10 protein-coding genes are annotated in these 12559 nt (G+C 64.2%); 6 read left to right on the top strand and 4 right to left on the bottom strand.

Going from position 1 to position 12559, the window contains the following annotated elements:
* The first annotated feature begins 159 nt into the window (after window positions 1-159).
* The 3 genes from IVA80_RS17640 (at window position 160) to IVA80_RS17630 (ending at window position 5715) form a co-directional block, all read left to right on the top strand.
* Complete coding sequence (locus IVA80_RS17640; RefSeq protein ID WP_247432660.1) at window positions 160-1710, top strand: ABC transporter substrate-binding protein; 1551 nt, start codon at window positions 160-162, stop codon at window positions 1708-1710.
* A 4-nt stretch (window positions 1711-1714) separates the two neighbouring features.
* Window positions 1715-3259 carry a GMC family oxidoreductase N-terminal domain-containing protein gene (locus tag IVA80_RS17635; RefSeq protein ID WP_247432657.1) on the top strand — a complete coding sequence of 515 codons (1545 nt, stop codon included), beginning with the start codon at window positions 1715-1717 and terminating at the stop codon, window positions 3257-3259.
* A gap of 1040 nt (window positions 3260-4299) precedes the next feature.
* Entirely contained in the window at window positions 4300-5715 is a 1416-nt protein-coding gene (locus IVA80_RS17630) for an alpha/beta fold hydrolase (protein WP_247432654.1), read from the top strand.
* 121 nt (window positions 5716-5836) lie between these two features.
* Here IVA80_RS17630 and chrA read toward each other — a convergent pair whose 3' ends face one another.
* Together chrA and IVA80_RS17620 are read right to left on the bottom strand one after the other, a co-directional pair.
* Complete coding sequence (chrA, locus tag IVA80_RS17625; RefSeq protein ID WP_247432651.1) at window positions 5837-7222, bottom strand: chromate efflux transporter; 1386 nt, start codon at window positions 7220-7222, stop codon at window positions 5837-5839.
* The gene (locus IVA80_RS17620; RefSeq protein WP_247432648.1) at window positions 7222-8040 is read right to left on the bottom strand and encodes a chromate resistance protein ChrB domain-containing protein; all 819 of its coding nucleotides are present in this window, start codon (window positions 8038-8040) and stop codon (window positions 7222-7224) included. The genes chrA and IVA80_RS17620 overlap by 1 nt, the downstream gene beginning before the upstream one ends.
* Window positions 8041-8238: 198 nt before the next feature.
* On the opposite strand from IVA80_RS17620, the gene dmeF reads away from it, so the two are divergent.
* From dmeF to IVA80_RS17605, 3 genes are all read left to right on the top strand, one after another.
* Window positions 8239-9222, top strand: coding sequence for a CDF family Co(II)/Ni(II) efflux transporter DmeF (dmeF, locus tag IVA80_RS17615; RefSeq protein ID WP_247432645.1), 984 nt, complete (start codon window positions 8239-8241; stop codon window positions 9220-9222).
* A 79-nt stretch (window positions 9223-9301) separates the two neighbouring features.
* On the top strand, window positions 9302-10141 hold the full coding sequence (locus IVA80_RS17610) for an N-acyl homoserine lactonase family protein (RefSeq protein WP_247432642.1): 840 nt from the start codon (window positions 9302-9304) through the stop codon (window positions 10139-10141).
* Window positions 10142-10224: 83 nt separating this feature from the next.
* A complete protein-coding gene (locus tag IVA80_RS17605) occupies window positions 10225-11103 on the top strand; it encodes a DMT family transporter (RefSeq protein ID WP_247432639.1) in 879 nt (292 codons plus the stop codon).
* Here the strand turns inward: IVA80_RS17605 and IVA80_RS17600 are convergent.
* Window positions 11100-11291: a hypothetical protein gene (locus IVA80_RS17600; protein WP_247432637.1), complete on the bottom strand. Its 192-nt coding sequence runs from the start codon at window positions 11289-11291 to the stop codon at window positions 11100-11102. The genes IVA80_RS17605 and IVA80_RS17600 overlap by 4 nt on opposite strands.
* A 31-nt stretch (window positions 11292-11322) precedes the next feature.
* Window positions 11323-12480, bottom strand: coding sequence for an MFS transporter (locus IVA80_RS17595; protein WP_247432858.1), 1158 nt, complete (start codon window positions 12478-12480; stop codon window positions 11323-11325).
* Window positions 12481-12559 lie beyond the last annotated feature (79 nt).

Raw genomic sequence — 12559 nt, 5'->3', positions numbered from 1 at the left:
ACTGGATCGCCCCCGGTCAAGCCGGGCGATGACAGGGAGGGTGTCGCGCGCAAACGCGTGGCAGATAGTCGTGAGCGCATAAGTGCCTGCGTTGATCGGGCACGAACATTGCTTTTTCTTCGCCTGCAAATGAACTCTGAAGAAGAAGCAAACACACCAATGTTCAAACCAAAGGCTTTCATTCCGGCATTGCTCGCCCTCGCGATCGTCGCAGCGCCGGCGCATGCGGCGGGCAATCTCGTCGCGGTGCTCGAGGCGGAGATCGTCACGCTCGATCCGCATTTCTCCACGGCCTATATTTCGCGCACGTTTGGCTACATGGTGTTCGACACGCTGTTTGCGAAGGATTCCAGGGGTGAGATCAAGCCGCAGATGGTGCAGGACTGGAAGGTCTCGCCAGATGGTTTGACCTATACGTTCACGCTGCGCGATGGCCTGAAATGGCATGACGGCCAGCCGGTCACCGCGGCCGATTGCGTCGCGTCGCTGCGTCGCTGGGGCACCCGCAGCGCACTCGGCCGCCGCATTTTTGCAATCACGACCTCGCTCGAGCCGACCGATGCGAAGACTTTCGTCCTGACGCTGAAGGAGCCGTCCGGCCTCGTCATCGACGCCCTCGGCAATCCCGTCAGCCCCGTTGCCTTCATGATGCCCGAGCGCATCGCCAGGACGCCCGGCGACCAGCGCATCACCGAGATCGTCGGCTCCGGCCCGTTCGTCTACAGCAAGGCCGATCACCGCACCGGCGACCGCATGATCCTGAAGAAGTTCGCCGACTATCTGCCGCGCCCCGAACCGGCCGACTTCCTCGCCGGCGGCAAGCGCGTCAGCATCGACACGCTCGAGATCCGCGTCATTCCCGATGGTGCGACCGCCGCTTCTGCGCTGCAGGCCGGCGAAGTCGATTTCATGCAATACGCGCCGTTCGATCTGCTGCCGACCCTGGAGAAGAATTCTCGGGTCAAACTCGTCAATTTCACTGGCGGCAACATGTTCGCGGGCGCCTATCGCCTCAATGCCGCATCGAAACCGTTCGACGATCCCGCGATCAGACGCGTGCTGTGGAAGCTGGTCGATCAGCGCGAGGTGCTGGACGCACTCGGCTTGGATGCCAAATACGCCGCTCCTTGCGCGACGTATTTCACCTGCGGCACTACCTATGACAGCAAGGCCGGTACCGAGGCCGCGGTCAGCCCGTCGATCGAGGCGGCGAAGGCCGCGCTGAAAGCGACGAAATATGCCGGCGAGCCGGTTATCGTGATGGAGGCCAACGATCTCGAAGCCCCGCGCGTCTCGGCGCAGGTGCTGGCCGAGCGGCTGAAACAGGCCGGGTTCAACGTCGACCTCCAGGTGATGGACTGGGCGAGCGTGCTGGCGCGCCGTGCCAAGAAGGAGGGCTGGAGCGTCTATGGCGTTCACGCCGGCGGCTTCGATCTGGGCTCGCCGCTGACCAACGTCATGGTTGCTTTCAATTGCGCCGAATTCACCGGCTGGCAATGCGACGCGCGCATCACGCCGCTGATGGAAGCCTTCGCCAAGGCGCCCGCCGAGGAGGATCGCAACAAGATCGCAGGCGAGATCCAGAGCGTGATGTACGATCAGGCACCCGCGATTCCGTGGGGCCAGTTCGCCCAGCCGGCCGCCTATCGCGCCACTTTGCGCGGTCTGATACCCTCTGCCATCCCGGTTTTCTGGAATGTTGAGAAGTAACGCGATGTACGATGTCATTGTTGTCGGCGGCGGCTCCGCCGGCGCCGCTGTTGCGGCACGGCTCTCCGAGGATCCCGCACGGCGCGTCCTGCTGCTCGAAGCGGGTCTCGACTGGCGCGCCGACGAGGCGCCCTGGGAAGTGATGACGCCGAACCCCATCCCGATCATCCACAAGCGTGAGTACCAGGAGAAATGGCAATGGCCTGATCTTCTGACGCGCCGGGTGGCCGGCCAGGAGCCGCGCTTCTACTGGCGCGGCAAGGGGCTCGGCGGCTCGTCGATGATGAACGGCCAGATCGCCATCCGCGGCGTCGCCGACGCGTTCGACGAATGGGCCGCCAAGGGCTGCACCGGCTGGTCGGCGAAGGACGTGATGCCGCTGTTCTCGGTGATCGAGGATGATCTGGAATTTGGCGACGCCGCGGGCCATGGACGCGGCGGACCGCTGCCGGTCTACCGCGCGCCGCCCGAGACATGGGGCCCGATCGATCGCGGCCTGCGTGATGCCGCCCTGGCGAGCGGCTATCCCTGGTGCGGCGACGTCAATGGTCCGGACGGGGAGGGGGTAGCCTGCTATCCCATCAACAGCCGCGACGGCCGCCGCATCACGACCAATGAGGGATATCTCGAGCCCGCGCGCGGCCGTGCCAATCTGGAAATTCGCGGGCATGCGCTGGTCGACCGCGTGCTGATCAGCGACGGCCGGGCGACCGGCCTTCGCGTCCATATCGAGGGCCAGGGCACCCAAGAGATCAGCGCGCGCCAAGTCGTGCTGTGCGCCGGCGCCATCCACAGTCCGGCGATCCTGCTGCGCTCGGGCATTGGGCCTGCCGATGAGCTGAAGGCGATGGGGATTGCGGTTGAGCGCGATCTGCCGGTCGGCCGGCACTTCTTCGACCACCCGCTGTTTCGCGCGACGATCCAACTCCACGAAAATCTGCGGCCGACCGATCCGGACACCCGCCACACCAATTGCTGCGTGACTTATTCCTCTGGCCTCGCTGATGGCGGCAAGCGCGATATGATCCTGATCGCCTTCAACCATCGCGGCATAGGCGTGCCGGGGGCCATCGGTGCCGGGCTGTTCAACGCGTATTCTCGTGGCATGCTCAAGCTGGCCTCGATCGACCCCGCGATTGATCCGATCGTCGAGGAGAACATGCTGGCCGATCCCCGCGACATGCTGCGCATGATGGATGCGGTGAAACGCCTGGCCGTGATCACCGCCCAGCCGGCGCTGGCCGGCATCGCCGACTGGATCCGGCTCACCGACACCGATCTGACGCTGCCGCAGGCTGCGGCGTTGCCGGATCACGAGCTCGATGCGCTGCTGCGGCGTGAGACAGGCGACATTCAGCACGCCGCCGGCAGTTGCCGCATGAGTGGCGTCAACGACGCCGATGGCGTGGTCAATCCTGATGGCACGGTGAAGGGCATCGCCGGCTTACGCGTCGCCGACGCGTCGATCATGCCATCCGATTGCCGGGCCAACACGCATTTCACGACGGTGGTGATCGGCGAGGCGATCGCGCGGATGATGATGCGGTAGTGCTACAACGGTGTCGTGCCCTGCGAAGGCGGGGCATCCAGTACTCCGAGGCCTCTCCGCATCTCGCAGCCGTCTCGGAGTACTGGATCGCCCGCCTTCGCGGGCGATGACAGTGAGAGTGGGGCTAGACTTACCGTCGCTCCGATACACGTTTCAAACAGCGGGCGAGAGTTCGCATTCTCGCGGCGCATTTCGCCCGAGTTTTGTCTCTCGCGGCGCCCTCATGGAGACAAGGGCGCAGGGAAGGCCGAGCGCCGGCTGGCACCCGCAGGTCCGTGCGCTGTGGAAACGCACACGGGGTGGACCACAGGTCTCGCCGGATCGCCCGGCCTTCCCTGCGCAATGGTTTTGACGGTTTCCTTCGTGCTCTCCCCGGGGAGCGATGCACTATTGCCCCCGTCGCCCTGCGGATAACTGATGCGCGCACCCGGTCGGGCCGCCACATCACCACAGGACTTGACGCACAGACCCCGGGCGTCAGGACCACACGACTTCTCCGTCCGCGCACGTCCTCGCTGGGAATCCGAGGGGTGGCGTGTGCTCGCCCCCGAAGCCATGCGAAGACGCTGTCGGCGTCGTGTCGTTCGCGCGACGGCAATTGCTCACGGTGTCCCGCCCTGCAATGCCTGTTGCGCCCGACGCCGTCGCGTCCATCGCTGCCCAGCCCGCGGTTCGTGACGATCGCGATCCGCCCCTTGTCTCGGGCCAGGGTGTTTCGTGTGTACGATAAATCCGAATTTCGGTAAAGTGGAATATTTCGCGAACCGGGGCTTGACATGATTTTGCTGTTTTGCCCGACGGGTGAAAGGTGCCTTTCCGAATACTTGATCGTGGCGTATGGCCGAATGTCGGCTTTCCGGCCACGACCGGCCCGAGATCGAGCAGCAACGGGGATGCCCGCTTGTGGCCCTGAGCAGACGCGAAAGAATCTTATGCTTTGAATTGCTCGGCGCTCAAGATTTTGGTTAATCTTGAGGGCAACAGCCACAGCCGCGTGCCAGACCGCAGTGTAACGAGGCACTGAAGGGGAGTGAAGGGAATTGGGCCGGGTAACGCTTCAACGCAAGCTGGCTGCCATCGTTGCAGCCGACGTAGCGGGTTATTCTCGCTTGATAAGTCATGACGAGACCGCCACCATCCAAACACTTTCCGCTTATCGCCAAATTGTGGATGGGCTTATCTCTGATTTCGGCGGCCGGATAGCAAACACAGCGGGTGATAGTATTCTCGCCGAGTTTCCCAGCGCAACGGACGCGGTTGAATGTTGCGTGGCCGTTCAGCTTCGGATGTTTGAGGCTGAGAGTGGTCAGCCGGAAGACCTAGCGCTCCGGTTTCGGATAGGCATTCATTTGGGCGACGTGGTCGTTCAGGGGGATGATCTCCTCGGGGACGGAGTTAACATCGCAGCACGATTAGAAGGCATAGCTGACCCTGGAGGTATTTGCATATCCGGAGCCGTATTCGACCAGATCGATGGAAAGATCAGTCACTCTATTGAACCTCTTGGGCTTCAGACTCTTAAGAACATCGCGCGGCCGGTCGAAGCCTACGCGATTCAGTTACGAAGCCGCTTGACCTCTTCAGAGACGGTAAATCCCTCCTCATCGAAATTTCAGCAAGAGATCCGGTATTGCCGATCTGAGGACAGCGTCCGATTGGCTTATTCAGTCGTTGGCAATGGTCCCTTTTTGTTGAAGTCAGCGAATTGGATCAATCATTTGGAGCTCGACTGGGAGCTTCCTCTGTATCGTCACCTCTTTGTAGGTTTGACGAAGCGGCACAAACTCGTTCGATATGACGCCCGCGGCAACGGCTTGTCGGATTGGGACCAAAGTGAACTGTCGCTGGACGCCTGGGTAAATGACATGGAGGCTGTCGCAGATGCAGTCGGCCTCGAACGCTTTCCCATCTTTGGGTTTTCGCAAGGATGCGCGGTGTCGATTGCGTATTCGGTCCGCCATCCCGAAAGAGTATCCAGGCTCATCTTGTTCGGTGGCTTTGTGACCGGCAGATTCAAGAGGCCTTCGACCACGGCTGAAGACTTGGAGCGATACAAAGCTACGGCAACTCTCATCAGACTGGGATGGAGCTCTGAAGATCCAACGTTCCGGCAAATGTTGGCCTCGCAACTAATACCGGGCGCTACCAAGGAACAAGCGCTTGCTTTCAATGAAATGCAACGACGGAGTTTGTCGGCGGAAAGCGCTGCCAGATACTACGAAACGGTAAGTAACTTCGACGTCCGTGACCTTCTTCCGCAGGTAACTGTCCCGACGCTCGTGCTGCATTTCCGAGATGATGCGATGGTTCCGCTTGAGCAGGGTCGGCTGATGGGCGCCGGAATAAAGGGCGCTAAATTCGTCTCCTTACCCGGCAAGAACCATCTGCCTTTGGAAAACGACCCGGGCATGCCGCAGTTTTTCGACGAACTGGAATCATTCCTTCGAGCAGACTAAGCGGCTTCGATCCATGTCTTGCGATTGTCAGCAAGTGACCCAAGGCTGCCGTGCAGCGCTCTCAGCTTCAACGTCGTCTCTCGATGACAATCTGGACGCGACGAACCCATGAGCACACGCCCTAAATCACCCCCGCCAGCCTTAGCGCCACACCCGCGGCACAGCTGCCCGCCAGCACCGTCAACATCCCAAGCTTGAAGCGGAAGATCGCGGTTGCGGCCGCGATCGACAGCACGAGCGCGGGGATGTCGACGCTCGTCAGCACCGGCATGTCGAAGTCCAGCGGGAAGGCGTGGACCGGCACGGTCTCGCGGAACAGCGTGTGCAGCGCGAACCAGATCGAGAGGTTGAGGATCACGCCGACCACGGCGGCGGTGATTGCGCTGAGCGCGCCCGCAAGGCCGGTATTGCCGCGCAGGCGCTCGATATAGGGGGCGCCGACAAAGATCCAGAGGAAGCAGGGCGTGAAGGTAACCCAGGTCGCAAGCAATCCGCCGAGCGTCGCCGCGAGCATCGGCGACAGGCCGCTTGGATCGCGATAGGCGGCCATGAAGCCCACGAACTGAAGCACCATGATCAGCGGGCCCGGCGTGGTCTCGGCCATGCCGAGGCCGTCGAGCATCTCGTGCGGCTTGAGCCAGTGATAATGCTCGACAGCCTGCTGGGCGACATAAGCCAGCACGGCATAAGCGCCGCCGAAGGTGACCAGCGCCATCTTCGAGAAAAACAGCGCGATCTGACTGAAGACGTTGGCTTGACCCAGCGCGAGCAACAGCGCGGTCACCGGCACCAGCCAGAGCGCCAGCCACAGCGCGCCGACCCGGATCGCACGGCCGGTGTCGGGACGGACGTGCTCGGGCACGGCCTCGCCGAGCATGCTGTCGATCAAGGCGGCGCCGCCGCCATGGCCGTGGCCGGCCGGGGCGAATTCCGGAAGACCCTGTTTGGCACCGGCATAGCCGATCGCGCCGGCCGCGATGATAATGATGGGGAAGGGCACCGCGAAGAAGAAGATCGCGACGAACGCGATTGCGGCGAGCGCGATCATGATGCGGTTCTTCAGCGCGCGCTTGCCGACACGCACCACGGCCTCGACGACGATGGCGAGCACGGCCGCTTTCAGGCCGAAGAACAGCGCCTCGACGAAGCTGACATTGCCGAAGGCGGCATAGACGTAACTGAGACCCATGATGGCGATGATGCCGGGCAGGATGAAGAGCCCGCCCGCCATCAGCCCGCCGGCGGTGCGGTGCATCAGCCAGCCGATATAGGTCGCAAGCTGTTGCGCCTCCGGTCCCGGCAGCAGCATGCAGTAGTTCAGCGCATGCAGGAAACGGCCTTCGGAGATCCAGTTCTTCTCCTCGACCAGGATGCGGTGCATCACCGCGATCTGGCCCGCGGGCCCGCCAAAGCTCAGGCAGGCGACGCGGAGCCAGACGCGAAATGCTTCACTGAAGCGGATGCCGTGACCGGCATCAGCTCCTGCTTGAGGGTTACGGGTATCCATTACGCCTTCGTCTTTTTGGTGGGCCAGTTGTGGGTCTCGGTGGTGGCGTCGCGGCACCAGCGGTAGAAGGCGTCGTAGAGCAGCATGCCGGCTTCGAGCTGTTCGAGGTCGTCGTCATACATCCGCGAAAGCCCGAGCGAGGCTGCGAGCAGGCCTGGCGCCTCCGGCGCAAGATCTGGCCGCGCAGTATCGGCGCCGCGCACCAGCGTCGCGAGGCGGAGCAGCGGCGGCGACGCAATCCCGAACTCCTCGATCATCACGTCGAAGGTGCAGAGCTCGCCGCGGTGGCTCCAGAACACGTTCTCGATGTCGAAGGGAGCTGCGTTGAAGCGTTCGCCGACGGCGACCACTTCGGAGGGGGCCACGAACAGGAACACGGAGTTGGGGTCGACGAAGCGGCGGATCAGCCAGGGGCAGGCGATGCGGTCAACCTTGGGCCGCGCCCGGGTCACCCAGACGGTGCGTCCCCTGGCGTCGCGCGGCGGCAGCTTGCGGGTGTCGAGCAGCGGCAGCTTTGCCGCCTTCCAGCCTTCGAAGCCACCCTCCAGCGTCTCGGCCGGGACGCCGAGCTGCCTGAGCCAGGCGGCCGTGCCGTGCGCGAGCTTTTCGCCGCGCAGGCAGGAGACGATGGCCGGCCGGCCGGCAAATGCGCCGCCCCAGTCCGAGACTTCGTCGTGGCTGAGCTTGATGGAACCGGGGATCAGCCGCCGGTCAGCAGCAAAATCTTCCTCGGTGCGCACGTCGATCAGGGCAGGGGCGTTCGCCGTGCCGATCAGCCGTGCCAGTTTGTCAGACGATATCGTCGTGTAGGAAGACATGGTGCGCCCTCGTAAAATCAAACGGGACGCGATACTTGGGCATGTCGCCTCGTGGGGAGATCGCTCAAATCCCCATGACCTTGATTACAGCGAAACCGCGCCGAGCTGTCAATCGGTTCGTTTCGCCGGATTTTGTCCGGCGACCCCCGCTGGTCTATATTGCGGGTCAACGGCCCGGACCTTATCGGAGAATTTTCGATGCATTCCCATTCCATCGAACGATGGACCCATGACCATGCCTTCCTGGGCGAGAAGCATGACGAGAACGAGCGGCGCACCTGGCTGGTCGTCGTCCTGACGCTGGTCATGATGGTCGGCGAGATCGTCGCCGGCTCGTTGTTCGGCTCGATGGCGCTGCTCGCCGACGGCTGGCACATGGGCACGCATGCGGCAGCGCTCGGCATTGCGGCGTTCGCCTATCGTTTCGCGCGTCGGCACTTGGGGAATTCGCATTTCACCTTCGGCACCGGCAAGTTCGGCGATCTCGCCGCTTTCTCCAGCGCGATCATTCTGGGCCTGATCGCGGTCGAGATTGCCTACGAGAGCGTGCTGCGGCTGATCACGCCGGTGCCGATCGTCTATGGCGAGGCGATCGCGGTGGCCGTCCTCGGCCTCTGCGTCAATCTCGCCAGCGCGTGGCTGCTCCGCGACAGCCATGGTCATCACCACCACGGCCATGATCATGGTCACAGCCATGCGCATCATGACCACGAAGATCATGATCACGACCATGATCATCGCGGTCATCACCACCCTCATCACGACAACAATCTTCGTGCGGCCTATGTCCACGTCATGGCGGATGCGGCGACCTCGGTGCTGGCGATCGCGGCGCTGGCCGTCGCCATGTATTCGGGATGGGTCTGGGCCGATCCGGCCGTCGGCCTGATCGGCAGCGCCGTGATTGCGAGCTGGGCGTTCGGCCTGGTCAAGACGTCAGGCGCGGTGCTGCTCGATGTGCGCGCCGACGAGAAGCTGGAGCGTGTGATCCGGGCGCGCATGGAGATCGGCGACGACCGCGTCACCGATCTGCATCTGTGGCAGGTCGGGCCCGGCCATTGCGCGGTGCTGCTCTCGGTCGTGTCGGATACGCCGCAACAGCCCGCCGTCTACAAGCGGCGGCTCGCCGGCTTGAAGGGGCTGAGCCATGTCACGGTCGAGGTCGAAACGTGTCCGCATTGACCTGACCGGCCGAAGCGGAATTCTGCGGCGCGGCCGGGGTTGATCCTCCGTCGCAACCTGCCCCAAGGAGGGACCAAGGATGATGCCCAGGATCGCGAAGATCAAGCTCGCTCTCGCCGTCGTCACACTCGCTCTGTCCGGTCAGGCGGTGTTCGCGCAGTCGGAAAAGACCGGCGTCGAAAAGCTCTACGTGCTCAATTGCGGGGAGGGAACGGCCGGCGACATCTCGCGCTGGACGCCCGGCCTGAACGAGGGCAAGACGATGGACTTCGTCGACAGCTGCTATCTCGTCAAGCACAGCAAGGGCTGGTTCCTGTGGGACACGGGGATCGCCGATGCGGTTGCCGCGATGCCGAACGGCCTTACGCCCGCCGATCCCAAGGCCGTGACCTGGCGCCGGCCGAAGACGCTGCAAGCCCAGCTCGAACAGCTTGGCCTCAAACCGGATGACATCAAGGCGATGGCGGTCTCGCACACCCATCCCGACCACACCGGCAATGTCGAGCTGTTCCCGCAGGCCATGCTCTACGTGCAGAAGGCCGAATACGACTGGCCCGGCGCCAACAATGAGCCGCGCTTCAAGCCGTCGCATCCGGTCGAGCTGCTTGCGGGGGACAAGGACGTGTTCGGCGACGGCAGTGTGACCATCCTGTCGACGCCCGGCCATACGCCGGGACACCAATCGCTCCTGGTGAAGCTGCCGAAGACCGGCGCTGTGGTGCTGTCCGGCGATGCCGTTCATTTTAGGGATAATTGGGACAACCGCCGCGTGCCCAGCATGAACGCCAACAAGGACCAGAGCGCGGCCTCGATGCAGAAGATCGCCGATACGCTCGACAAGGAGAAGGCGCAGCTCTGGATCAACCACGACAAGGCCCAGCGCGACAGCCAGAAGCTGGCGCCGGAGTTTTACGACTGACGCGCGCGCACGCTGCTGCTGCCATGAGGGTGGCAGCAGCTTCGTGCCAAGGTCCGCGAAAGGCTCCGCAACAGGAGATGGTCGTGGGAGAGTGGACCGGGGTCGCGATCGCGCTGGCATCGAGCAGCATCGGCGGCACCGCCGCGGCGATCACCCGCTATCTCGTCGGCGGCGCCGATCCGGTCCTGCTTGCAATCCTGCGCTGGGGGATCGGCTTTCTTTGCCTGTTGCCGTGTGCGCTCCTGCTCGGCGTGCGCTGGCCGCAGCGGGCTGACTGGCCGGCTGTGGCGCTGCTCGGCACCTGCTTTTTCGGCCTGTTCTTTATCCTCTACAACATCGCGATGTCCTATACGACGGCCGCACGCGCCAGTCTCGCATTGGCGACGCTGCCGCTCCACACCATGGTGGTCGGCGCGATCCTCGGCGTGGAGCGGCTGACCGCGCGCAAGATTAGGGGCGTCGGCGTCGCGGTGCTCGGCGTGGCGACTGCGCTCGCCGCAGGCCTGGCGCAGAGCCCGCCCGGTGCCTGGCGCGGCGAGCTGATCATGACAGGGGCCGTGTTCTGCATGGCGTTCTACAACGTCTTGTCGCGCCCGCTGATGCAGCGCTCCAGCCCGCTCGGCTTTCTCACGCTCGGCATGGGCGCAGGCGCCGTCGTGCTGGTGCTCACGGGTCTAGTCAAAGGCAGCTTTGCGGCGCTCGAGCACTTCACGACGGGGCAGTGGATTGCCGGCGTCTATCTCGGCCTCGGCGGTGGCGCGCTCGCCTTCATCCTCTGGGTCATGGCGCTGGCGCGCGCGACGCCGACCCGGGTCGCCAACACGATGACGGTCAACCCGATTGCGGCCGCCTTGCTCGCCGCGCTGCTGATCGGCGAGCCGATCACGCCAAATCTTCTGATCGGATTGATCGCGGTGTTCGCCGGAATCTGGATTGCGACCGGCGAGGCCAAGCCGGCCTAGCTCCGCGGTGCGGTCGTCGCGGACGGGCTCGCATCCGGAGTCTTCTTCGGCTTCAGCATGCCGGCATAGAACGAGATCAGCCAGACCAGGATGATGGCGAGGAGATAGACACCCCAGGCCTGCGGCGGCGTGGTCGCCCAACGCAAGAGGCCTTTGAATGTGCGGGGCGGCCCGATGTCGTCGCTCATGGCCTGCTTGTGCGTGAAAGCCGGGGCGCGGTCAATCCGGCCGCCGTTCCGGGCGGACCAGGAACAGCGCCGCCAGCGCCGAAAGGCTGAGCGCGGACGAGACGATCAATACCTTGGTCCCCATGACGTCGATGAGCAGGCCGAAGGCCAGCGGCGCCACGGCCTGCGCCATCCGTGCCGGCGCGCCGATGATGCCGAGGCGGTAGCCGAAATCCTTCGGGCCGAAGATCGACAGCGGCAGCGTGCCGCGCGCGATCGTCAGGATGCCGTTGCCCGAGCCGTGGAGCAGCGCAAATGCGCTTGCGGCGGGAGCGCCGAAGATGGCGACGACGGCGGCGCCGAGCGGGTGGGTGACGCAGGCAAGGCGCGTCGACCACAGCGGATGGAAGCGGCTCAGAAAGCCCGCTTCGAGAATGCGCGCGGCCACCTGTGCGGGTCCGATCAGCGCGCCGGCCGCGATCGCCTCGACAGGCGTCGCGCCCGTTGCCTCCAGCAGGCGAGGGAAATGGACGGCCATTGCGCCTGTGACGGTCCAGACCGCCGCGAAGATGAAGGCGAGCAGCACCATCGTGCGGTCGAGCGGCACATGCGGCTTCTCGGCGGTCGCCGCGGCCTGCTTGGCGCCCTTGATCGCCGGCAGCATGAAGAAGTTGAGGGGCAGTCCGATCAGAATATTGGCGGCCGCCCAGGCAAAGCAGGTCTCGCGCCAGCCGATATGCGACAGCCCCCAGGCGGTGAGCGGCCAGCCGACAGTGGACGCGAAGCCAGCCATCAGCGTGATGCCGGTGACGGGCCTGCGCGCCTCGGTGCCGTAGATGCGGCCGAGCGCGGCAAAGGCCGCATCGTAGAGCCCCATCGCCATGCCGATGCCTAGCACGAGCCAGGCGAACGCCATCACGGCCAATGATTGCGAAAGGCCGAGCAGCGCAAGGCCGGCGGCGATCGTCAGGTTCGAGGCCGACAGCACCTGCCGGCCCCCGACCAGATCGATCTGCCGCCCGATGCGCGGGCCGAGCATCGCCGAGATCACCAGCGAGGCCGAGAACGCGCCAAAGATCCAGTTGGAGGAGACGCCGAGGTCGCGCGCCATGGGATCGGCGAGCAGCGCCGGCAGATAGTAGCTGGAAGCCCAGGCCAGGGTCTGCGTGGTGCCGAGCGCGAGGATGATCGGAAGCTGGCGCTGGCTCATCCGCGCGTGCTTCCGATTCTGGCCGACAATGTCATCATCGCCGGCATTTGCCGCGCGCGTGGCGAGCACGTCAACCGTG

The organism is Bradyrhizobium sp. 139 (assembly GCF_023074175.1).
Taxonomy (GTDB): Bacteria; Pseudomonadota; Alphaproteobacteria; order Rhizobiales; family Xanthobacteraceae; genus Bradyrhizobium.
The sequence above is the reverse complement of the archived record's forward strand: the minus strand, read 5'-3'. Positions and strand labels throughout refer to the sequence as shown.